At 25.3% G+C, this 23,726-nt stretch carries 28 protein-coding genes; 20 read left to right on the forward strand and 8 right to left on the reverse strand.

Annotated features, from left to right (window positions below):
- The first annotated feature begins 125 nt into the window (after nt 1-125).
- Both H8891_RS02270 and H8891_RS15115 read left to right on the forward strand, forming a co-directional pair.
- The gene (locus tag H8891_RS02270; RefSeq protein WP_187005014.1) at nt 126-1,106 is read left to right on the forward strand and encodes a hypothetical protein; all 981 of its coding nucleotides are present in this window, start codon (nt 126-128) and stop codon (nt 1,104-1,106) included.
- A 135-nt stretch (nt 1,107-1,241) separates the two neighbouring features.
- The gene (locus H8891_RS15115) at nt 1,242-1,997 is read left to right on the forward strand and encodes a hypothetical protein (protein ID WP_207723531.1); all 756 of its coding nucleotides are present in this window, start codon (nt 1,242-1,244) and stop codon (nt 1,995-1,997) included.
- Between the two features lie 66 nt (nt 1,998-2,063).
- On the opposite strand, the gene H8891_RS02280 is transcribed toward H8891_RS15115, so the two are convergent.
- The 3 genes from H8891_RS02280 to H8891_RS02290 form a co-directional block, all read right to left on the reverse strand.
- Nucleotides 2,064-2,726 carry a hypothetical protein gene (locus tag H8891_RS02280; RefSeq protein WP_187005015.1) on the reverse strand — a complete coding sequence of 221 codons (663 nt, stop codon included), beginning with the start codon at nt 2,724-2,726 and terminating at the stop codon, nt 2,064-2,066.
- Between the two features lie 164 nt (nt 2,727-2,890).
- Complete coding sequence (locus H8891_RS02285) at nt 2,891-4,204, reverse strand: ABC transporter substrate-binding protein (RefSeq protein WP_187005016.1); 1,314 nt, start codon at nt 4,202-4,204, stop codon at nt 2,891-2,893.
- Nucleotides 4,205-4,246: 42 nt separating this feature from the next.
- Nucleotides 4,247-6,016, reverse strand: coding sequence for a glycoside hydrolase family 35 protein (locus H8891_RS02290; protein WP_187005017.1), 1,770 nt, complete (start codon nt 6,014-6,016; stop codon nt 4,247-4,249).
- Nucleotides 6,017-6,190: 174 nt separating this feature from the next.
- Between H8891_RS02290 and H8891_RS02295 the strand changes: the two genes are divergently transcribed.
- The gene (locus H8891_RS02295; RefSeq protein ID WP_187005018.1) at nt 6,191-6,421 is read left to right on the forward strand and encodes a hypothetical protein; all 231 of its coding nucleotides are present in this window, start codon (nt 6,191-6,193) and stop codon (nt 6,419-6,421) included.
- 451 nt (nt 6,422-6,872) lie between these two features.
- The gene (locus tag H8891_RS02300; protein ID WP_187005019.1) at nt 6,873-7,460 is read left to right on the forward strand and encodes a hypothetical protein; all 588 of its coding nucleotides are present in this window, start codon (nt 6,873-6,875) and stop codon (nt 7,458-7,460) included.
- 93 nt (nt 7,461-7,553) lie between these two features.
- Here H8891_RS02300 and H8891_RS02305 read toward each other — a convergent pair whose 3' ends face one another.
- Nucleotides 7,554-7,973 (reverse strand): HIT family protein, encoded by a 420-nt coding sequence (locus H8891_RS02305; protein WP_147545417.1) that lies wholly within the window; start codon nt 7,971-7,973, stop codon nt 7,554-7,556.
- Nucleotides 7,974-8,150: 177 nt separating this feature from the next.
- Between H8891_RS02305 and H8891_RS02310 the strand changes: the two genes are divergently transcribed.
- The 6 genes from H8891_RS02310 (at nt 8,151) to H8891_RS15650 (ending at nt 12,308) form a co-directional block, all read left to right on the forward strand.
- On the forward strand, nt 8,151-8,468 hold the full coding sequence (locus H8891_RS02310) for a hypothetical protein (RefSeq protein ID WP_187005020.1): 318 nt from the start codon (nt 8,151-8,153) through the stop codon (nt 8,466-8,468).
- Between the two features lie 315 nt (nt 8,469-8,783).
- Nucleotides 8,784-9,281: an HdeD family acid-resistance protein gene (locus H8891_RS02315; RefSeq protein WP_147545413.1), complete on the forward strand. Its 498-nt coding sequence runs from the start codon at nt 8,784-8,786 to the stop codon at nt 9,279-9,281.
- 390 nt (nt 9,282-9,671) lie between these two features.
- The gene (locus H8891_RS02320; RefSeq protein ID WP_330606111.1) at nt 9,672-10,070 is read left to right on the forward strand and encodes a MarR family winged helix-turn-helix transcriptional regulator; all 399 of its coding nucleotides are present in this window, start codon (nt 9,672-9,674) and stop codon (nt 10,068-10,070) included.
- Nucleotides 10,071-10,353: 283 nt separating this feature from the next.
- Nucleotides 10,354-11,712, forward strand: a complete 1,359-nt coding sequence (locus H8891_RS02325; protein ID WP_187005021.1) for an MATE family efflux transporter — start codon at nt 10,354-10,356, stop codon at nt 11,710-11,712.
- 160 nt (nt 11,713-11,872) lie between these two features.
- On the forward strand, nt 11,873-12,217 hold the full coding sequence (locus H8891_RS02330) for a hypothetical protein (RefSeq protein ID WP_187005022.1): 345 nt from the start codon (nt 11,873-11,875) through the stop codon (nt 12,215-12,217).
- Nucleotides 12,218-12,221: 4 nt separating this feature from the next.
- Nucleotides 12,222-12,308 carry a PF20097 family protein gene (locus H8891_RS15650; RefSeq protein ID WP_408637157.1) on the forward strand — a complete coding sequence of 29 codons (87 nt, stop codon included), beginning with the start codon at nt 12,222-12,224 and terminating at the stop codon, nt 12,306-12,308.
- Between the two features lie 115 nt (nt 12,309-12,423).
- Here the strand turns inward: H8891_RS15650 and splB are convergent, their stop codons facing one another.
- Nucleotides 12,424-13,446, reverse strand: a complete 1,023-nt coding sequence (splB, locus tag H8891_RS02335) for a spore photoproduct lyase (RefSeq protein ID WP_187005023.1) — start codon at nt 13,444-13,446, stop codon at nt 12,424-12,426.
- A gap of 195 nt (nt 13,447-13,641) precedes the next feature.
- On the opposite strand from splB, the gene H8891_RS15420 reads away from it, so the two are divergent.
- From H8891_RS15420 to H8891_RS02355, 5 genes are all read left to right on the forward strand, one after another.
- Nucleotides 13,642-13,992 (forward strand): DUF998 domain-containing protein, encoded by a 351-nt coding sequence (locus H8891_RS15420; RefSeq protein ID WP_276510600.1) that lies wholly within the window; start codon nt 13,642-13,644, stop codon nt 13,990-13,992.
- A gap of 8 nt (nt 13,993-14,000) precedes the next feature.
- Nucleotides 14,001-14,267 (forward strand): hypothetical protein, encoded by a 267-nt coding sequence (locus H8891_RS15655; protein ID WP_408637158.1) that lies wholly within the window; start codon nt 14,001-14,003, stop codon nt 14,265-14,267.
- A gap of 167 nt (nt 14,268-14,434) precedes the next feature.
- Complete coding sequence (locus H8891_RS02345; RefSeq protein ID WP_187005024.1) at nt 14,435-15,085, forward strand: VanZ family protein; 651 nt, start codon at nt 14,435-14,437, stop codon at nt 15,083-15,085.
- A 225-nt stretch (nt 15,086-15,310) separates the two neighbouring features.
- On the forward strand, nt 15,311-15,832 hold the full coding sequence (locus H8891_RS02350; protein ID WP_187005025.1) for a sigma-70 family RNA polymerase sigma factor: 522 nt from the start codon (nt 15,311-15,313) through the stop codon (nt 15,830-15,832).
- A gap of 15 nt (nt 15,833-15,847) precedes the next feature.
- The gene (locus H8891_RS02355; RefSeq protein ID WP_187005026.1) at nt 15,848-16,876 is read left to right on the forward strand and encodes a DUF4179 domain-containing protein; all 1,029 of its coding nucleotides are present in this window, start codon (nt 15,848-15,850) and stop codon (nt 16,874-16,876) included.
- Between the two features lie 213 nt (nt 16,877-17,089).
- On the opposite strand, the gene H8891_RS02360 is transcribed toward H8891_RS02355, so the two are convergent.
- Entirely contained in the window at nt 17,090-17,839 is a 750-nt protein-coding gene (locus H8891_RS02360; protein ID WP_187005027.1) for an EFR1 family ferrodoxin, read from the reverse strand.
- 181 nt (nt 17,840-18,020) lie between these two features.
- On the opposite strand from H8891_RS02360, the gene H8891_RS02365 reads away from it, so the two are divergent.
- A complete protein-coding gene (locus H8891_RS02365; protein WP_187005028.1) occupies nt 18,021-18,551 on the forward strand; it encodes a TetR/AcrR family transcriptional regulator in 531 nt (176 codons plus the stop codon).
- Nucleotides 18,552-18,663: 112 nt separating this feature from the next.
- Nucleotides 18,664-19,170 carry a GNAT family N-acetyltransferase gene (locus H8891_RS02370; RefSeq protein ID WP_187005029.1) on the forward strand — a complete coding sequence of 169 codons (507 nt, stop codon included), beginning with the start codon at nt 18,664-18,666 and terminating at the stop codon, nt 19,168-19,170.
- A 203-nt stretch (nt 19,171-19,373) separates the two neighbouring features.
- Here H8891_RS02370 and H8891_RS02375 read toward each other — a convergent pair whose 3' ends face one another.
- Entirely contained in the window at nt 19,374-19,577 is a 204-nt protein-coding gene (locus tag H8891_RS02375; protein ID WP_187005030.1) for a helix-turn-helix transcriptional regulator, read from the reverse strand.
- Between the two features lie 5 nt (nt 19,578-19,582).
- The gene (locus H8891_RS02380; protein ID WP_187005031.1) at nt 19,583-19,945 is read right to left on the reverse strand and encodes a DUF3796 domain-containing protein; all 363 of its coding nucleotides are present in this window, start codon (nt 19,943-19,945) and stop codon (nt 19,583-19,585) included.
- A gap of 363 nt (nt 19,946-20,308) precedes the next feature.
- Between H8891_RS02380 and H8891_RS02385 the strand changes: the two genes are divergently transcribed.
- From H8891_RS02385 to H8891_RS02395, 3 genes are all read left to right on the forward strand, one after another.
- Nucleotides 20,309-22,036, forward strand: coding sequence for a S41 family peptidase (locus H8891_RS02385; protein WP_187005032.1), 1,728 nt, complete (start codon nt 20,309-20,311; stop codon nt 22,034-22,036).
- Nucleotides 22,037-22,218: 182 nt separating this feature from the next.
- Complete coding sequence (locus H8891_RS02390) at nt 22,219-22,896, forward strand: hypothetical protein (RefSeq protein WP_187005033.1); 678 nt, start codon at nt 22,219-22,221, stop codon at nt 22,894-22,896.
- A gap of 9 nt (nt 22,897-22,905) precedes the next feature.
- Nucleotides 22,906-23,721 carry a polymer-forming cytoskeletal protein gene (locus tag H8891_RS02395; RefSeq protein WP_187005034.1) on the forward strand — a complete coding sequence of 272 codons (816 nt, stop codon included), beginning with the start codon at nt 22,906-22,908 and terminating at the stop codon, nt 23,719-23,721.
- Nucleotides 23,722-23,726: the final 5 nt, after the last annotated feature.

The following is a 23,726-nucleotide window of genomic DNA, read 5'->3' on the forward strand; positions in this document are numbered from 1 at the left end:
ATAGAGAATCATTATAATAATAAAAAAATTTTGAAAAAATGAACATTTTTAAAAACCATATTCAAATCAATATAAAGTGATATTATTATAAGTAAATAGAAATACATATAAAAGGGGATATGGATATGGGAAATTACTACAAAATATTAGCTTTAAACAGTGGTAAAAAAGACTGGATGATTGATGAAATCAGACAGGGTAGATTGAGATTTGGATGGAGCAAAAAAGGGAATGATTTAAGAGTTTTAGCAAATAAAGAAGAAAAAACAGATGAAGAAAAAATAGCATGGAGAAAGGCTAAGTTTATCCTAGAAAAACTTAAAAAAGATGATATATTAATAGTTCAATTAGAAAGACCACTTCGTAAATTTATGGTGGTAAAAGTAGTTGAAGTTAATGGTAGTATATATGATTTTGATGGAGAACAAGATGACTTTAATCATATAATTTATTGTAAACCTATAACAAACAATGAAGTGAATATAGATTCAAATTACAATAGTAAAATATTTAAACATGATATGACAAAAAGAGGAAGTCATTATGAAATATACAATGAAGATACTATAGAAGAAATAAATTATTTTATAGTTCATAAAATTTGGGAAGAACCAGATTTTAATGTGAAATCTATTTTACAAATAGAACTTGAAAGAACACGTGAAAAATTAGTATCTGATGTTGTAAAATTGCTGGCTAACGATTGGAAATCAAAAGATTTTGATATATTAGTTTCAAAGGTATTTAGTGCTATAGATGGAGCTGATGTTATAATTAGAGAAATTGAAGATGATTGGGATATGTTACTAGAAATTAAAAATCCTATATTAAATTCTAGACCAATAGAAATTCCTGTAATTTGTAAAAATTATAGCGAAGAGATCAATGTAGAAGATACAATAAGAGATTTAGAAAGATGTTTAAGAGAATACAGTAGTAATACTGTTTATTTAGTTATGCTTGGAACTTTAACAGAGGAGTTAATTGAAGCTGTTGAAAAAAGTAAAGAAAATATGATTAAAGAACTAGGTAAGCATATTGACTATGAAATTATAGATGAAAGAGAATTTGCTAATTTATATCTTTCTGTAGTTGAAAAATTATAAACTAAAAAGATATATGAAAAATGAGGAATAAATAGGTTCCTCATTTTTTTATTATATATAATACACAAAACGACATATACATTAAAGTCAAACTGATATAATATACTAAAAATATTATATAAAGGGAGATACTATATGAATAAGGCTGAAAAAATAGTAGTAGGCATTATGATAGTTATGACTGTATTTTTGGTAGTATTTTTAAATATAGATACTACAGGTCATAAAATGAAGTTTAAAGAAGATAAAATAACAATTAATGGAGAGTCAATAAAAATAGAAGATATTGAAAGTGTTAAGCTTTTAGAAGATGTTAATATTGGAAATAAAATTAATGGAACTAATACTTTTACTTATACAAGAGCAATTTGTCAGGTAGATACAGATAAAAAAGCATCTGTATATGTTTACAACAAAAGTAAACCATATATAAAAATTATAAGTAAAGGAAAGATGGTTATATACAATGATAAAGAAAGCAATGAAACAGTAAAAACTCATAATGATTTAATAAATAAATATAATATTAAAGAAAATTTAAAAGTTAATGAGGAAAAATTTTTATATGAACCTAAAGATAAACTAATTGTATACACAAGTATTATGCCAGTAACTTTTATTTTTATTTGTTTAGGTATATATTCATTAAAAAGAAAAACTCCTATGTATTTTTGGGCGGGAAGTACTGTAAGTAGTGAAGAAATAAGTGATGTTAAGGCATACAATAAAGCTAATGGAATTATGTGGATTTGTTATGGGTTATCTTTTTTACTAATTCCAATATTAGAAGAAGATTTTGGAAGTCTGACTTTAGCAATACTTGTACCATTTATGATAGTTGCTTTGATTTTAAATTATAAAATTATATATAATAAATACAAAGTGAAATAAAATTTTATTATAAATATAAAAATAACTGTACTTTAAAGTACAGTTATTTATTAATTTTTATATCAATTAGTTTTCTATTAAATTATCTTTTCCAATTAGATAAAATAATCTATCTCCTTCACTTATTGAGAATAACTTATTTTTAAATAAGCTTGCAACTTTATTTTTAATATCTGGATTAGCTTCGTAGTTATACCCACTTATGTCTAGTGTTTTACTGTTTTTAGATATTTTATCATAAGTTTTGTCGCTAACTACAAGTTGATTCTTAAAAAGGCCTGTAATTAGGATTTTATTATTAAGAACGCCTTTTACCTTTAAAGTCATATCTTTTACTTTAAATTCCTTTTTTTCTTTTTGTTCATCTAAGTATTTCTTGTTCTTTAAACCGTCATATCTAGGTATAATCATTGTTTCATCATCTGTAAGATTTACTTCCTTAAGGTTTTTCTCTTTAGCTAATTTATTGTACTCTGTTTGGTCAATAACCACAGTACCTTTATCATCTACTTCAAGCATATCAAAGTTAGTTTCTTTCATATCTGTACCTTTAAAAACTTTATTGATAGCTTCTTTTTGTAATTTTTCATTAGGATTTCCTTGTTCTGATATATAAACCAGTCTATATGGATAGTTTTCACCCATAAAAGCTTTAAATGAAAAGAAACCACCTGCTAAAACTGTAACTCCTAGAACTAATGATATTATCTTATTTTTTGAAATTTTCATTTTGTCATCTCCCTTATATAATTATAAAATAATTACTGTTTATATATTTTTATTTTATATTAGGTTAAGTTTAGAAACTATCGATTTGGCTTACGATAAAGTTACAGTTTTGCAAGTTTAAAAAAATCCAGTAAAGATTAACTCTACTGGATTTTTTATTAATATTATTTACCTTGATTTTCTTTATCTAAAACTTCTTGCATACCTTTTTGAGTATTTTTTATCATATCATCAAAAGATTGTTTATCTTGAACATATGAACTTATATTATCAACTATAATCTTATCCCATTTAGCTGTATCAACACTATTTGGAAGTGGCATTGCATCTTTTGCAACATCATATACTACACTTACATCAAGACCAGTTTTTTCCTTCATTACTTTACCATATAAATCTTGAACATTTTTATGAGATTGAGAAACTAAAGCTAATTCTGTATAAGTTTTCATAGATTCTTCACTAGACATATAGTTTATAAATTTAAATGCTTCATCTGGGTGTTTAGAGTTAGCAGATATAACATTTCCAACACCATGTATTACAGACTTAGTTTTAACACCTTCTTTTATAGTAGGAACTGGATATATTTCAAAGTTTCCTGCAACTTGTGCTTGTTCTTTATCTGAGAATGTTAAAAGTGAATATGAACCTGCTTGGTAAGCTAAGGCTTTTTCTGATTTAAATAAAGTACCTGCACCTGTTTCAACAGTTACATCAAATGGACTGTGTAAGTCGCTTTTTACTAAATCAAGATAAGTTTTATATCCATTTTTAGTTTCTGGAGTATCTATTAAAGCTTTAGTTTTATCTTCATTTATAATTTGTCCTCCAGCTAAAGCTACACCGTTAAATATTCCAAGTTGAGTATATTCTACTGTACTTGAAGTAAATGGATAAATATCTTTTGGTAATTTAGCTTTTGCACCTTCTAACCAAGTTAGCATTTCTTGCCAGTTCCAATCTTTCTTAGGTTTCTCTATACCGTATTTTTCCATCATTTTTGTGTTCAATAAAAGTACATTATCATCCCAGAAACTTGGCATTGCATATTGTTTTCCATCAAAATTATATATTCCTGTTATACTTTCTAAGTATTGGCTCATGTCAATTTTATTTTGTTTTATATAATCATCCATTCCTACAAGCATACCTGATTTTGCATATGTTCCAAATCTTCTAGCATCAACCCAAAATATATCAGGAGCAGAACCACCAGCAGCAGCAGTTTCCATCTTAGTCCAATAATCACCATTTGAAATTATTTCTAGTTGTATATCCACATTTGGATTTTCTTTTTCATAGTTTGCTATTAAAGTTTCAATTGCTTTTTTATGAGTGTTATCCCATATTGAGTATCTTAGTGAAATTTTATCACTATCCCCATCCCCTGATGAACTACACCCTGTAAATGCAAACATTGATGTAATTAAAGTACTTGCTAAAATTGATTTTTTCATAAACTTCTTTAAAACCATTGCAAATCTCCTCCCAAAATAATAAATTAATATAAACTTAAATTATAAATAATTAGGTTTATCATCTAGTGATATAGTATCTTTGTATTTTCCTTCTGTTTCAAAGATAACTATTTTATTTAAGCCAGGTTTAATTAGTGGAGCAGGTATATATAAATAATTAGTAGGACCTATATCCCAAAATCTTCCTAAGTTAAAGTTGTTTATAAATGCAACACCTTTTCCAAAGCCTTCTGTATTTAAGAATGTATCTCCAATTTCGTTTGCTTCAAATTCATATTCATAAAAGGCTGGAGTGTTTTCTTTATAGTATCCACTAAAATCAACCTTATCTATGTTATCAAGTTCTAAGCAGTAATGATCCCATCCCATATGAAGATGTATATCAATCATAACTCCACCTTTTATACCTTTTCTTTGAGTTGGTGAAAGCAAGTTAGGGCTATAATTTATTCTTCCAACATTTTCAACTAAAATATCTAGTATGTTATCATCTTCTTTATCTAAAGATAGAGTTTGATTTTGGCTTACAAACTTTTCTTTGTATAAAGTAGAGTGATAATTTTCATTTATAAATACTTGAGCTCTATCATCCATTCCAACTAATTTAAATCTTTCTAAGTCATTTCTTTTACCAATATTAGAACGGTATAGTATATAACCGTAATTTTGGTCAAGAGCTTCCATATTTAATGTTTCTTCGCTGTATATAGGTTTTGCAAGTTTGTCTAAAGTAGAGAATAAGCTAACTTTGTTTTTAAGTTTTATATCATTGTAAGAAACTTTATTTATAACTGTGCTAAACTTAACTTCAGGGATGTCAGTGTAATTTTTTATTACTTCTTTAAATTTATAATATTTATCAGTAAATTCACCATGTTCATTTAACAAAGCATCATAGTCATAGTTTGTAGTTTGTGGACGTATTTCATCACGATAGCAACAACCATTGTAAAATCCAAAGTTTGTTCCACCATGATACATATAAAAGTTAACATGACCCATATCAAGTATTTGTTTTAATTCATTAGCTGCATCATCTGCATCTCTTCTTTTAAATTCATCTCCCCAGTTACTAAACCAACCAAGCCAAAATTCCATACACATTAAAGGTCTTTTTATATTTTTTTGTTTTAAAAATTCTGAAAAATAACCAAATTGTTCCTTTGTACGAGAGCCAAAGTTTACTGTTGGTAAAATGTCTTCATCTAGTATAGTTCCTGCTTCTAAAACTTCTCTCCAAGCACCATCAGATGTAAATAAAGGTACTTCACAGCCATATTTAATCATCATATTTTTTAAGTTTTTTAAATAAGTTTTGTTATTTCCAAAGGAGCCGTATTCGTTTTCAATTTGCATCATTATGACAGGTCCACCTTGAGTTGATTGTAACGGATAGATAATTTTAAATAATTCTTTGTAGTATTTGTCGACAGCATTTAAGAAAATTTCGCAGTTACTTCTAACACGAATATTAGGGTGTTTTAAAAGCCATGCTGGAAGTCCACCAAATTCCCATTCTGCACAGATATATGGGCTAGGTCTTAAAATTACATAAAGTCCAAGGTCTCCAGCTAGTTTAGTAAATTTTGCTATGTCTTTTGCACCTTCAAATTCAAATACACCTTCTTTTACTTCGTGGAAGTTCCATGGTATGTAGGTTTCTACTGTGTTACATCCAAGGGCTTTTAGCTTTTCAAGTCTATCAGCCCAGTATTCAGGTACTACTCTAAAGTAGTGTAGAGCACCTGATATTATTTTTACCTTTTCATCATTTAGGTAAAAATCTTCACGAATGTCTAGTTTATACAATTTTTCATCCCCCATTTTTGTATTTTTATAGAGCTTTAATGGTTTTTATTCTTTGTATATAGTTAAAATTCCTCCTTTTTTTGGAATTTTCTTTAAATTATATGCTCTTATAATTTATAATTATTGTAGGGCATTTTTAAAAATCTAATTTATAAATGAAATGGGGTAGAGAATATGAAAGAAAAAACTTTAAAAATAAGTATATTTGTATTAAGTTTTATTTGCTTAATAATATCGCTTAAACTATTTTGGAATTTAGCAATTTATGTTGATGAATTTAATACGTCTCCTGATGTAGTACTTGGGGGTGAGTTTTGGCTTTCTATGAATTGGCTAAAATTATTTCTTTCCGGGGCAATATGTTTGTTATCAGGAATAAGTTTGTTTAATGATAAGGCTGTTTAAAAGGGGCTTCGGTATGAGATTTAGAATCATTTCATCCACACAAAGACCAAAGGTTGATTTTTAAGTGTTACTTCAACAAACTCTAAATCTCATGCCTTCGCCCTTTTAATCAAATAAGTTAAAAAGTTAATAATTGCAGTGGATTAAAACCTAGATTAAATTTTAGACTATAAAGATATTTATTTTTATAGAGGCAATACTGATTAATAAGAAAAAACGAAAAATTTTATATTAGTTCATCAAAAATAATAATAGTTAGGATAATAAAAAGAGTGTACCTATTGAAATAATTACATTAGGTATACTTTTTTATTAAAATAATTATTTTTATTTAAGAATATACAATAAAATAAGAAAAATTACAAAAATTGCACAATATTGCTAAATTCGACAAAAGACATAATATATAATGGGTTTTGATATTATACATTTATAAAATTTAGGAGGATTTATGAAATTTAAATCAATTATTGTAGTAGCAATAGGTATATTTTTAGCAAACTTAATAGTACCAATGTGTGCAGTTAGAGAACATGATGGACTGGAGGATAAGATTTTAAAATTAGAGAATGATGTAAAAGATAAAGAGGCAGAAATAGAGAGTTTAAATACAAAACTTGCTTCTGCTGAACCATATTTTAAGATGAATGAGGCGGAAAAAGAGGCTATGAAAATAGAAACGGCTAAAAAAGAAGAAGAGAATAAAATAGAACAAGAAAGATTAGCTCAAGAAAAGAAAAATCAAGAAGAAGAGAAAAGACAAGCTGAATTAGATGCAAAAAGTGTTACATTGGGTAATGGCACTTATTTGGTAGGTACAGATATTCCAGAAGGAGTATATGACTTATTTGCTGTAAAAGGTGGAGGAAATGTTCAATCTTCAAATTTTAAGGTAAATTTAATAATGGGAACTATTGGAGATTCGAATTTCTATCAAAGAGAGCAACAAAATGTAGAATTAAAAGAAGGAACTAAAATAGATTTAAGTCGTGTTACTGTAAAATTTGTTCCAGATGATAAATATATTACAACAAATTAATACTATTATAAAAGCATCTTGAAGTAGTATAGGTGCTTTTATAATATCTAAAAAAATAGTTATTAATTTAATATAAATTATATAACTATTTTTCTATTTTATTGATTTTAACTCTACTTGTAGTTTTTCTTTTACATTTTCAAGACTTTCAGGGTTTGTAAGTTCTTTGCAAGTCCATCCAAATTTATCATTTTTGTATCTTGGGAATATGTGCATGTGGTAGTGTCCAAAGTCAGTAAAGATTCCGCCATTTTGCATAATGGTATAGCCGTCACAGTTGTAAGTTTTTTTAAATACTTTTGTAAGCTTTTTTGAAAGATTTAGAATCTTAAGTAGTATTTTATCATCTACTTCATCTATGTTATGTATATGTTTTTTAGGAACTATCAGTACATGACCTTCGTTTATTGGGTCTATATCTAAAAAGCAACATATTTCTTTGTCTTCATAAATAATATGCGAAGGAGCTTCTTTTTTTATTATTTTGCAAAATACACATTCATTAATTTTCATATTCACATTTCCTTTTTATTGAAGTAATTAGATTTTAAGTTTTAAAATCCTTTATTTAAGTTGTAGATTAGAAATGATTCTAATTATAAGAGGAGATAATGTATTTACATAGTATATTTTTTTATAGTATTACAATTGTTGAAAATAGATTATTATAATAAGTAGAGGAGACAAAATATGGATTATTGGAATTTTACTTGTATAATGATAGGAATAGTTAATTTAGTAGGGGGATTTGCTAGATTGATATTTAAATGTTCTTATAGTGAAAAATATTTTAATAAATTAGAGAAGAAATTTGGAAATATAGATAGAGCGAAAATAATTAAATTAGATAATATATACACTACAGTCTTAGGATTAATATTTATTGTTACAGGGCTATTAATAAAAGATAAAGATATTGCGTTAGTATGTTTAATTTCGATGATAGTTGGAATGCTTATTTTATATTATTTTATTAGAAAAAAATATATTGTTATAGATAAATTATAAAAATTTAATATATCTCTAAGTTAAAAGCTGATTAATGAGAAGTATAAATTAGTTATTTGTAGATTGGCGTGTAAAAAGATTTATAATGAGTTTGAAAAATAAAAAGAGTGTATTCTTGAAATAAAGTAATTTCAAAGAATACACTCTTTTTATTATCTGAATTATCACTAAAATAATAAATTTAAAAATGCTTTATGCATAAATTTTTTTTATGATATATATTTTAAAATTAAATGATTATAAAGTTAAAAAATTAGTTTTTTGTGTTTATTTGATTATTTTTAGGGAATATATTTTTACAAGGAGATGAGAATTATGAATCAATCAAAGTTAGAATCAACATTAATTTTACAAGGAATTCTATTTGGGATTATTGGGGTTTTATTTTTTATAAATCCTATAGAATCATATTTTAGCTTTACAACTATAGCAGGTATTTTAATAGTTATAATAGGTATATTCGATATAGTTAGAGCCTTTAAATCTGCTGACAAAGGATATTACATATTTACTGGTATTATAAACATAGTATTTGGGTTAATTGTTTGGTTAACACCTATAGCAACAACTGAAACATTAATATTATTCTATGGAATATGGGCAGTAATAAGAGGTATTTACTTAATAATAATTTCAATTAAAAGAAAAGAGATTGGATTTAATCTTAAAACTCTATATTATATAATACTTGTTTTATTAGGATTATTTATTTTAGCAAATCCTATATTAACATTACTTGCATCACCATATATCATAGGTATATACTTTATAGTTTCTGCTATATTTGAAATATACTTAGGATTTCAAGTGTAATTTTTAATAAAGAAGAAATTCTATGAAATTAAAGAGTTTAATTTTATAGAATTTCTTTTTTATTTTATTGGACAAGTAATTAATAAAAATTTTTAGAAACAAGGCTTATTTAAGCCTTATTTTTCTATATATAAGTTATAATTTCGAAATTAATAAAATTAAAGAGGGTATAGTATTTCACTATACCTTCACTAATCTAATTTATACAAATCTAAAAACTTATTCTGCGTTAAAACTAAAAAAATTATGTTAAGCTATTTGATTTGAAAGATAATACTAGAAATACAATTGATGAAAAATAACTGTCATGTTGACAATTAGAATTCTAATTGTTAATATGATATATAAAATGAGGTGATAAGAGTGAATGAAAATACTATTTTTACAAATTTGATTAGTACAATAGCAAGAAAATTAATGTTTTCATCAGATAAAAAAATAAATAAATTAGGCTTAAATGCACAACAAGGTAGAATAATTAAATATATTTATGAACATCAAGATAAAGGTCTAATTCAAAGAGATTTAGCAGATACTTTTGGAAGAACTACTGCTAGTATTACTAGTATGTTAAAAGGACTTGAAAAAAAGGGGTATATAAGAAGAGAGATTCCATCTAATAACGAAAGACAAAAAAATATTTATGTAGAAGAAAAGGGAGTAAATCTTATAGAAACATTTGATAAGATGTTTATTGAAATTGAAAACGATATTACTGATTGTCTTACTGATGAAGAAAAAGAATCATTTAAAAATATACTTATAAAAGTTAATAATAACTTAAAATAAAAGTAGTGATTTTTAGATAAATCACTACTTTTATTTTTATATTGGTATGAAAAATTTTATTAAATAGTTGACATAGATGTATGATAGGAATATAATAAATTAAACAGTTAGAACTCTAATAATTAAATATGAAACAATATGAATGTATATAATTAAACTAAAAAACATATATTTCAACATACTACAAAACTAATATTAGGTTTAGTTGTAGTGTGTAATTTTATATTCAAAATGTTAAAACTCTAATAATTAGATATTATACATTTGTGTAAGGGAGGTAAACATGGAAAATACACAATCAAATATGAAGTATTTAAAAGATGAGCCAATAAAAAAGGCAATAGCTCATTTATCAATACCTATGATGATAGGTATGTCAGCAGGAACAATTTACAATGTTATAAATGCATATTTTATAGGCTTAGTACATGATACAGCAATGCTTAGTGCAATAACTTTAGGACTTCCTATATTTACAGTTTTAATGGCATTTGGAAATATGTTTGGTGTAGGTGGAGGAACTTTTGTAACAAGGTTGGTTGCGCAAAATGAAGTAGATAGAGCTAAAAAAGTAGCAGGATATACTTTCTATGGAAGTATTATTTTAGGTATATTAATAGCAGTAGTTGCTTGTTTATTAATGAATCCAATTGTTAAATTATTAGGAGCAGATTCAAACACATTAAATTATACAAGACAATATTCAACTACATTGTTTATTGGTGGATTTGCGCTTATATTAAATTTTGCACTTGAGCAAATAGTAAGGTCAGAAGGTGCTTCTAAAGAATCTATGTATGGGATGTTTGTAAGTGTAGTATTTAGTATTATACTTGATATATTATTTATACTAGTGCTTGACCTTCATGTATATGGAGCTGCTTTATCTATGGTAATTGCAAACATTGCATCTAGTGCTTATTATGTTTGGTATTTAAATACTAAGAGTGAAAATTTGAAAGGATTTTTGTATCATTTTAAAATAAGTATAAAAGATCAAATTGAAATATATAAAATAGGTGTATATGAATTAATTCAGTGTGCATTTATGATTGTAACTACTTTATTATTAAATAATTTTGCTATGGAGTATGGAGATAGTGTAGTTGCAAGCTTTGGTATAGCTGTTAGAATAGTTCAGTTACCAGAGTTTTTCTCTATGGGTATAGTTTTAGGAGTTATGCCACTTATAGCTTATAATTTTTCTAATAAAAATATAACTCGTTTAAAAGAAGGGATAAAATATTCTTCTATATTTATAATTTCAATAGCAGTAGTATTTGTAGGAATTGTTTATATATTTAGAGGACAAGTTATACAAGCATTTTCAGATGATCCATCTGTTCTTTCAATAGGAGCATATATATTAGTAGCAATGTTAGTATCAGCACTATTTAATGGTATGACAACTTTATTTATGACAATATACCAAGCATCAGGAGAAGGTATGGCAACAGGTATAATGGCTATTAGTCAAGGTTGTTTATACATACCTATGGTTATAGTACTTCATTATTACTTTGGACTTCATGGATTAGTTTGGTCTCTTACAATAACAGAAGTAACAACATGTTTAATAGGTGCAATTTTATATATACCTTATAGTAAGAAGATAATGAAAAAAGGTCTTAAATTGAGTTAAGACCTTTAATTTTATTTATTATATAATTTAATTTATGATAAAGAAGGTTTAGATGATTGGAAAAAAGATTTTAGGAATACTTTAAAATAATTATATTTTAGTCCATAAATTATAGATTTTAGTCCAAATTTAAAATGTTAATTTATATATTTGATATAATATGAATTATATTAAGGGAGGAAATATAAATGGATATTTTAGGAATTTTAACGGGAATTTGGATTATAAATTCGGGGAAAAAATTAAAAAAACTAAGAAAATAAATTATATGGGTTGGGATCCAGAGAGAAATGTAAAAGATAAAGATGGGTATATAGATTTATTTTATAAGATGCAACTTGTAAATGGAATTACTTTAATTATTTTTGGAGTATTTTCAACTTTAGATAAATTGTTTTTTCATTTATCTTTTAAAGTATTAGTAATAGTATTTCTTATATTCTTTGTAGGTCTTTTTATAGAGGGATTTGTTATTAATAAGAAAAAACGCAAATTTTTATATTAGTATTATGAAAAAGCTAAGTAGTAATCCACGTATAAAATGTCTTAGATGTGAAAAATGTAATAAAATTATAATTAATTTAGATGTATTATAAATTATATTTAAGGATATTTACTTAATAATAACTATTGTTAGAAAAATAAAAAGAGTAATAATTTTAGTGCGAAATCATTTAAATTATTACTCTTTTTATTTTAAATTAATAATTATTAGATTACATACTTTATAATGCTATTAGGAAATACATGTTTTATTTCTAAAAGGAAAAAGTCCTTCATTTGAGCTAATTGTTCTTTATTATAAACATACTTTCCATATCCAAATTGACCATATTTAAATTTTCTATCCTCATCTTCCATAGGTAAAGTAGTTTCAGGGAATATTTCAAGTATTCTATTTTTTGCCTTAGTTGTGTATCTGTGTGATATAACTTCAAATATAATTTGTTCATTAAAGTCTTTAGGCAACTTTTCCTTTATACTTTTAATTAACTCTCTATATTCATCCTGCCAATTTTCATAAAGAAATACAGGAGCTATTATAAAACCTATCTTATATCCAGCTTTTGCAAGCTTAATAGCAGCTTCAATTCTTTTACCAGCAGATGCTGTATGATGTTCATGAGTGGAGATTATTCTAGGTGTATTTATACTAAATCTAATCTCAGTATGATTATTGTGATTTAAATCTAGTAAGCTATCTATATCATTATATTTAGTTACAAATCTAAATCTTCCTTTTTCCTCTTTACCGAAAAATTCTATAGTTTGTTTTAGAGAATTAGTATAAGGTTCAAGTGGAACAGGGTCTGATGTTGCGGCGCCTTCAAATATAGTTATGGCTGGCAATCTTTCATCTATATATTGTTTTGCTTTTTTTAAAATATCATCTGTATTAACAAATACTTTTACAAAAGGTTTGTCGCCTAATTGTGTATTTAAGTAACAATACTCACATCTTCCCATACATCCACTAACTAATGGTAATTGATAGTTTGCTGATGGTTTACATGTTTGAAATTTTAAACCTTTCCGAAAACCCACAACTAATGTTTCTTTTCCAGACCTATACTGTTCATATAAGTTATCTCCAGGAATATTACTTTTAATTTTATTAGAACTAGTATTTATAATTTCAATATTTGGGTTGTTTTTTACTTTGTTATAAATATTTTTACCAATATCTGTGTCTAATGTTCCTTTTTCAAATATAACTCTTTTAGGCTTAAACATTATTTTACCTCTCATCACATTGTATTTTTAATTAATTTATTTTTATTGTTTGTTGATTTACAATTTTGATACAGTTTTAAAATTAGATTATTACTTTTTTGATTAATTAAAAGATCTGTTTTAATCGACATTTTTAATTTTAAAGTTCTGCTATAATTAACTTAATAATTAGTGTATTTTGTCAGGGGGGATATTTTGAATAATATATTATTTTTAATTATTATGATTATGGATTTAATTATACCGTATTTCATTGCTATTCCTTATAAAGGATATAGTCATAGTAAAATGGTAATGAGTATATTAGGTTGTAAAAATAGCCCTTTGGGAACTGTATATAATTTTTGGATGATAATTTCGGGGATAGGTATTTGCTTATTGGGATACAATGTTTTTTTATATTATAGTAATGAAAATTTTGTATTAGCAATCACTGTATTTATATTAATTTTATTGTATGGAATTTGTGATGCTATAATATCAGGTATTTTCCCATTAAATGAGAAAAAGAAGATATTACTTTTTCATCTAAAATACATGGTATAGGTTCGGTTATAGGATTTTTAGCGCTTCAATTTGCACCAATGTTTATTGCAATTTTAGAATTTAAAAGGGGAGAGCTTTTACTTGGACATATTTTATCTGTATTTTTTATTTTGAGTTTAATTTCTTTAATTTTTTTTGTTATAGGAGAAAAGCCTAAGTTTAAAAATACAGTATTTGCATTAGAAGGTCTATGGCAACGATTACTGTGCCTTTTTATGTATGCTCCCCTTATAGTTTGGATAATACATCAAAACTCTAACTTATTTTATACTTAAACTAATAATTTATATATTATTTAATGAAAACCGTTAAATTTGATTTTAATGGTTTTTTATTTTGTTATTTTAACTTTAGAAAAAGTAAGAAAATCTTAAGATTTATAAAGCTAAAATAATGCTATTATCATAGTAGAAAACAAATTAAATTTAAAAGGAGAGAAATTATGATTATGTCGATAATTTATCCACTTCTTTGTGTAATCATACCTTGTTTAATATATCAAATAATAGCTGTAAAATCAGAAGATTTAAAAGAAAAAACATATTTAATACCACATTTAATATGGGTCTATATTTTCTTAATTTATATTTACTTAGCATTTAGTGTAGCTGGAATTGGTAGTGTATGGGATATAGGGCAATATGGTGGAATTATTAGAATAGAAGAAATAAAATTAATACCATTTAACTCAGAGGGTATTAGGACGTATATTTTAAATATTATTATGTTTATGCCTTTAGGATTTTTACTTCCTTTGATTTGGGAAAAGTTTAGAAATACTGTTAAAGTATTTTATACTGGATTAGGTTTTTCATTAGCAATTGAGATTTGTCAATTATTCAATCATAGAGCTACGGATATTGATGATTTAATGATGAACTCTTTAGGTGCTGTTTTGGGGTATTTCATATGGGTATGTGTAAGTAGTTTATTTAATAGTATAAGTGAAAAATATGCTTTTATATCTAAAAGTGAAACTACTATTAATACAAATAAAATGACTATTTCTATATCTAAAAATGAAGCTATTATATATCTTACATTAGCTGTTTTAGGAGAGTTTTTCTTGTATAACTGGATGCTTGTTTCTTAATAAAGTAAATATATTAAATTAATTAGTTATTTTACTTTATAAATATTTATAGTAAAATTAAAGCCCTTAGAATTTAAAGAAGTAAATTCTAGGGGTTTTTTATATAAGTTTTAAAAATTTAAATAAATTTTCATAAAAGTGCAAGGTTTTTACTTTTAAAATTGTATTTGTAAATGTAAAAGCTTTTACAAGTAGTAAATGGATTTAAATAGGGGGGGGAGTAACTTGCAAGATAAATTGATTATTAAATATATAAAAAAGAGAAAGCAAGAGGGAATAGAGATGCTAATAGATAAATATAGTGGACTTATAGCATCTATTGTAAGAACTAATTTAGGTAAATTAAAAAACTATGAAGAAGAATGTGTAAGTGATGTGTTTTTAGCTATTTGGGATAATATTGAGTATTTTGAAAAAGATAAAAATACTTTTAAAAATTGGATTTGCGTTATAGCTAAATATAAAGCTATTAATTATAAAAAGAAATACTTATCAACAGCTAATACATCTGAAATAAACGAAGATACTTATTACATAGATAAGAATTTACTTAGTCTTGAAATAAAACAAGATTTGGAAGATATTTTTAAACATTTAAATGAAAAAGATAAAGATATCTTTAAAAAATATTATTTAAGAGAAGAAGATCCTCAAGAAATAGCCAAAGAAAACAATATAACTATATCTAGCTTATATAGTAGATTATCTAGAGGTAGGAAAAAAATTAGAGAAAGTATGGGTAAATAAGGGGGATTAAATTATATGAATGAATATAAAATATTTAATGATGTAAAATTTGATATAGATAATTATGAAGAAGTTAAAGTAGATAAAGAATTAATAAAGTCAAAAGTTAAATCTAAATTAAATAATAGAAAAAAATCTAAGAAAAAAATATTAGTTGCAGGATTATCTGGGTTAGTTGTAGTTGGTGGATTATTGGTATTTAACCGACCTGTTTATGCAAGTATGCATAAAGCAATATATGATATAAAAAATACATTAGGAATAGAATCAAATTTAGACAATTACAAAACTGTAGTAGGGAAGTCTATTACTAAGAATGGACTTACAATAACTTTAAATGAAGTTATAATCGATGGAGATGAACTTACACTATCTACTAGATATGAATATAAAAAAGAACTTGAAAATGCTAGTATTTTAAGTATTCCAAAGATTTATATAAATGGTGAACTTAAAATAGAAGGTGGAAGTGGTAGTGCTATTGGGATTGATAAAAATACTGTGGAAGAAGTAATGACATATAATATAGGCTCTGAGTTAAAAGGTGACTTAGATGTAAAAATAGTTTATTCTAATCCATTTTATATTGAAAATAATAAAGAGAAAACAATAAATGGAAAATGGGTATTTGAATTTAAAACAAACGGAGATGAACTTGCTGCTAATACTAAAACTATAAAATTAAATCAATCTTTTAAGTTAGGTAAGGATGAGACCATAAAATTAAAAGAATATAGAACTAACGATTTAGGTACTAAAATAATTTATGATAGAGATATTCATAATAAAAAGTATGTAGATTATGATTTAAAATTAGTTGGACATGATGATTTAGGTAATGATGTTGGGTTTTATCTAAAAAGAACAGATGAAAATGAAGGTGTATTTATATTTAATAATTTAGAGAAAAATTTAGATAAGAAAGCAACAAAATTAAAGTTAGGTTTGTATGCGGCAAAACAAGATGATAAAAGTGGCAAAATGAATGATGATTTTAAAAAAATTGGAGATGAATTTACAATAGATTTAGGACAATTAAATTAATATAAGTATTATTTGTTTCAGTTAAATTTAAAAAATAGTGTATCTAGTAAAAGTAAGTAATTTCAATAGATACACTATTTTTATTTGTTAATATAACGTAAATGAAAATTTAATGAATAGTTATAATTAATTTCATTTAGTAACACTTCAATCACTTTTTTAGATTCTTTCTATTATAGTCAATTGAATGTAAATCTTAAAAAATTAAAGGTATTATTTTAAGTAATATCTTTCTTTATTTTGTGTTTTATTTTTATATTCAATAGCTTTAGTAGGACAACCAGAAATACATGCCATACAATGAGTACACTTATTTTTCCAAGTTGGTTTTTCATTTTTTAAGATAATATTATTTAGTGGGCATAAATTTACACATTTCCCACATCCAATACATTGATTAGTAGAGTAAAATCCTTTTGCATGAACAATAAATTTATAAAAGGCTATATTTGTTATACCGCTTTTTATTGTTCCATTTAAACCACTAGGGGCAACAATATTAAAATTATTTTCATTACGTATATCGGATGCAATTTTATATATTAGTTTATCTGCTTCTTCAATTATTTGTTTTGCTGTTTCCTTATCTGGTACAGGAAATAAAGCTATATAATTTTCTGGCATTTTAATTTCTGCCATACCTTTTAGTTCCCATCCTTTATCATCACATAGCTTTTGAATATAGTTTATTGCTTTTGCTGTATCTTCACCACAAGTCATTATAAAGTAAACTTTATTATTTCCAGAGAATTTCGTTTTTCTAATGAACTCTGTAACCACTTTTGGTAATCTCCATGCGTAAGTAGGACATACAAATATAAATGGTTTATTTTTAGATATTAATTCATCTGTACTTTCTTGTTTTATAAGTTGATTTATTGATACAACTTCATCATTTATTTCTTCGGCAATTTTACGGGCTACATATCGACTATTACCTGTTCCAGTAAAATATAAAATCATAATCATATCTCCTTAAATATATTTTTAAAACTTTAACTCTTAATGAACACGTGTTGATTTAAATTCACATGTTCATTATAATTTAAAATAGTCATTAATTCTATGTGCGATATTATCTTAAGTGTTTAATATTAGACACTTAAGTAAAATGTGTTCAGTATCAAGGAGGAATTTATAAAATATGAAAGATAAAAGAGTAATTAAAACTCAAAGGTCTATTCGAAATGCCTTTATATCCCTTATAAAAGAAAAAAATTTAAATCAAATAACCGTAGCTGAAATATCTAGAAAAGCAGAATTAGGAAGAGGGACATTTTACTTACACTATAAGGATGTATATGATTTATATGAGCATATAGAAGAAGAATTGTACAATGAACTTGAGGAAATGTTTGATAGGTCATACCCGAGTTGTGATCCAACAAACCTTAAGATAATATTAGAAAATATTACAGAGTATGTTGAGGCAAATAAAGATATTTTTTTATTTTTAATACAGCAAGATTCTAATGGTAAAAAAGTTAAGTCCTTTTTTAATAAAAAAGTTTTAGAAAGTTGTTTATGCGAAGAGGTTTCTGAATTAAATAAAATTGAATCCACATTTATAGTTTCTGGAATTGTAGGAGTGTTAGTAGAATGGCTAGAAAATGGATTATCTATACAGCAGAAAGAAATTTCAAATTTACTTTATAAAATACTACTTAAACTTTAAAAAAGTACAAGTTTTATATAACTATCTTCAAAATAAAAATTTAACTACTAGCTTAATTTTAGATTGAATTTAATGAAAAATTAAATTAGTCTTATTAGAAAGGAGGGGTTATATGGGAATAAAGTTAGTAAAACTAAGCAATAGTATGGAGATTAAATTAAGGGATTTCTTGCTTGAATCTCAAGATTTACCTGAAGTATTTAAATTAATAGACAATGATTTTAATAAAACAGTACAAGAATATGAGAATTATTCAAATGGAATAAATTTACCAAAAGGTTTTGTTCCATATACTATATTTTATGCTGTAGATACTAATACAAATAATATAGTTGGGCAGATGAGTGTAAAACATGAGCTTAATGATTATTTAAAATTTAGAGTTGGACATATAGGATGTTATGTATGTCCCAGCCAAAGAAAAAAAGGTATTGGAACAAAAATGTTAGAGCAAGTTATAGGATTTTGCAAAGATATTAACCTAGATAGAATTTTGATTACATGTGATGAAAGCAACATAGGGTCTAATAAAATAATATTAAATAATGGTGGAGTTTTAGAGTCTAAAGAAATTGATTCTAATGGAGTAGAATTTAATAGATACTGGTTAAATATATAAAATAAACTCTTTTCTAAAAATACATTTAGAAAAATAAAATCAATGCCCTTAAAATCCATGTATTTGGACTTTAAGGGCATTTTTTCTCAAAGACAATTTGATAACAATATGGAGATGCTGTACCTGGAGCTGAAAATCCTGGATTTTCATTTGCTGGAATAACAGTTTGCTTTAATTTATAACTGATTAATATATTGCGATATTTAAAATTCAAAAATAAATAATTTTTCAATGGGAGTATTTAACTCCTTTGAAATTCTTACAGCTAATTCAAGTGAAGGATTGTATTTAGCATTTTCTAAACGAGCTATAGTTTCTCTTCGTACATTAACTCTAGTAGCTAATTCTTCTTGAGTTAATTCATTAAATTGACGATATTTCTTTAAATTACTAATAAACTTTGTCATAATTTTTAGTTCCCTGTATCAAATTTGTAAGTTAAAAATGCCCATAAATTCATTGATATTGCAAAAGTAAGTGCTAGTATTAATATTTGCAATCTATAAAGTGTTAATAAATCTACTGTATATAGATTAATTAATACACTTGATACAACTGCTAGGACAAAGCCTGTATAAAATGCTATAGAACCTGCTTTATGTTTATTATAAATTAAGCGTTCATCTTCAACATCACCTAGCTTATACCACCAAATGTGAGAAAAATATCCAAAGAAAGCAAAATTTATGAGACCTAGTGGTTCACCATTTAATTCTTTAAAGCCAAAAAAGCCAAATAAAGCAAATAAAAATGAATACTTGTTTACCCATTTCATAAATAAATCCCTCCGTTAATGTGATATATTTATATCTCTATATTACATATATATCACATTGATTTTTATCTTATGACTGAAATTTTAAAAATAAAAGATGGTATAGTATTTCGCTATACCATCACTAAAGCCTAGTTAAATTTTATTAAGCATATCCTCTAACTTAAATACGACATCTTTAGTAAAGATATAATTGGAAAATAACAAAATTTTAGAGGATTATATTGAAAAATATCGAAATGTTAATATATCAAATAAGATATACAATCTAGTAATTTAAAATGAAAAGTATATGTAAGTTGTTAAAGTATATAATTTTTTTGCAAGTATTTCAAATAACCTAGAAAATAAAGGGGATAAAGCATGGATAAAGAAAAAATAAAAAATTCAAAAATCAAAACATTAATGCCAATTGTAATAGGTATTTTTATTATAATAGCACTTATATTTTCAGCTATGGACAAAAGAGATTTTGATAGAGAATTTGATAATGGAAGCAATATAAAAATTGAAAACTTAAATAAAAATCAAGTTGAAAATCTAAAGAAATTATGTAAAGTTTGGGGACTTGTAAAATACTATCATCCAAAAGTAGTTTCTGGGTCAGTAAATTGGGATTATGAACTGTTTAGAATAACTCCAGATATATTAGCTTCAAAAAACTCAAATGATACAGATAAAATATTATATTATTGGATTATGAAATTAGGAAAAGTAAAAGAAAACGCAGAAAATGATAAAGATAAGGAAGTTATGCTAAAAAGAGATTTAGCTTGGATAAAAGATGAAAAGTATATAGATAAAAATTTAGGTGATTTATTAATTAAAATATCAAATACTAATATATCCAAACGAGCTAAAGCTTATGTTTCTTATTCTAAAGACTCTCCTTTCTCAGATTTTAAAAATGAAAAAGCATATAATAATATGAAATATGATGATAGTGGTTATAAATTACTTAGCTTATTTAGATATTGGAATATAATTGAGTATTATTATCCGTACAAAGATATAATAGAAGAAAATTGGGATAGTGTTTTAACTGAATTTATACCTAAATTTATAGAAACTAAAGATGAATTAGAATATAAGCTAGCAGTAGAAGGACTTGCAACAAAAATACACGACCCACATGCAATGGTTTCTGATACTAATGGTACTTTAGATAAATATAGGGGAGATAAATATGCACCAATAGAATTTGGATTAATAGAAAATCAGATTGTTATAAAAAATGTATTACCTAAGTATGAAAAGGAATGTAAGCTTAAAAAAGGGGATATTGTATTAAAAATTAATGATAAAGATATATTTGAAGTAATAAAAGAAAAATCTAAATATGCATCACTTTCAAAGAAATCAGCAATAGTAAATAGATTACAGTATGAATTATTTGCAACCTCAAAAGATAGTATGAACCTTACTATTAAAAGAGATGATAATAAGATAACACAAAATGTTAAGTGCTACCCTGATATAAATATGTTTGATATAGATGAAGATTCACACAAACTAATAGATAAAAATATAGGATATATTAACCCAGGGGAATTAGAAGAAGGTGAAATTGATAAAATAATGGATAAGTTTATGGATACAAAAGGTCTTATTGTAGATTTAAGATATTATCCATCTGATTTTATTGTATATAGTCTAGGTAAATATCTTATGCCTAAAGAAGTTACTTTTGCAAAAACATCAGTGCCTAATCAATCAGTTCCAGGAGAATTTATACTATATGAAGATTTAAAAGTTGGTTCAAATAATAAAAATTATTACAAAGGTAAAGTGATGATACTTATGAATGAACGTAGCCAAAGTCAATCAGAGTTTACAGTTATGTCCCTAAGAAATGCACCTAATGCTAAGGTGATAGGTAGTGATTCTATTGGTACAGATGGAAATGTAACTAGTTTTAGTTTACCAGGTGGTATAAATACTCTTATCACAGGAGTTGGAATTTATAATCCAGATAAATCACAAACTCAAAGAGTAGGAATAAAACCAGATATTTATATAGAGCCTACTATACAGGGAGTAAAAGAAGGTAGAGATGAACTTTTAGAAAAAGCTATAGAGATTATAAATTAAAATTTATGAAAACACATTGATAATTTTATCAATGTGTTTTTTATAAATGTAAAACGTCATAAGATATATATAAGATTTATTATGATTGACAGTGTAACATTGTTTTGATAGTATGAATATATTAAATAAAACATTGTTACAAAGTTAAAATATAAATAGATAGTATTTTGAAAGGAGTTAATATGGATAATAAATTACATTCTATAAATTTAGATGGAGTAGGAAGTAGCGGTGGTGGAAAGTTTGAAGATATGAATATATCAGGAGTATATTCATTAAAAGGAGATATAATATGCAATAAGCTTGATGTATCAGGTGTATTAAAAAATAGTAAAAATATACAGTGTGAAGAATTTAAAGTATCAGGTGTATTAAAAAGTAGTGAATCATTAAAAGCACAAGATATAAATGTAGCAGGAGTTGCAACTATTGAAAAAAATATAAAATCTCATAAGATTTCTGGAGAAGGTTGCATAAAGGTAAAAGAAGATATTGAAAGTGAAAAGATAGATTTACAAGGAAATATTATATGTGATGGTCTTATAAATTGTGAAGATTTTTACTTATTTACAGAAGGAGAATCAAGAATCGGTGAAATAGGAGCAACTAATATAGAAATATGTGGTGAAAAAAAATCAAAAAATATATTTAAAATATTTATACCTAAAAGAATTAAAAACAACCACGCATATATTAAAGTAATTGAAGGTGACAATATAAAGTTATCAAACTGTGATGTTGATATAGTAAGAGGTAAAAATATTATAATAGGTGAAAACTGTAAAATAAATAAAGTAGAATATAGCGAAAGCATTGATATAAATGAATTATCTAAAATTGATAATGTAGATAAAATATAGGAGGAAAAAATGGAAAAAGCAAATATAAAGCTGTTAGGTGATGGATTTATCTGTGAAGGTGAATATAACGATATAAAGATTATAGGAGATGGAAAATCTGAAGGTAACATAGTTGCAAATAAAGTGAAAATACTTGGGGATTGCAATTTTGATGGTAATTTAGATTTTGAAAGTTTAAAAGTAACTGGAAATTTTGAGACAAAAGGTGTTCTAAAATGTAAGGATTTTAAAGTAATGGGTAGTGTTAGGATAGATGGAGATTTAATTTGTGATAGTGTTAAGGTAATGGGTGACTTAGTTGTAAAAGGAACTTGTAAAATAAAAGATTTAGTTGTAACTGGAGAAATGGAGTCTTTTTATAATATGGAGTGTAACAATGTTACAATTAAAGGCTCTCTAAGTTGCAAAGAAAGTATAAATGCTAAGTATATAAAATCTTATGGAGATTTAAAAGTAGATAAAAATATAGAATCAGAAAATCTAAATGTATATGGAAAGATTGTTTGCAATGGATTATTAAATGCAGAAGTAGTAATTATAACTCCAAGGGGAAGATGTAAGTGTAATGAAATTGGAGCAAGTATTATAGAAGTTATGAAAAAGCCTAAAGGAATTTTTAAGCCTGTTACTTTATTTGATAAAATGGGGACTTTAAGCTGTAACTTAATAGAAGGAGATATTATATATTTAGAAAAATCTAATGTGAAAAATATAAGAGGTAAGGAAATTAAGTTGATTAATAAATGTAATGTTGATAATGTAGAATATAATGACGTATTAGAAGTTTCATCTGATTCTACAGTAGTAAGTAGTAGTAGAGTTTAAGGAGG

The sequence above is a fragment of the Paeniclostridium hominis genome (genome assembly GCF_014306135.1).
Lineage (GTDB): Bacteria > Bacillota > Clostridia > Peptostreptococcales > Peptostreptococcaceae > Paraclostridium > Paraclostridium hominis.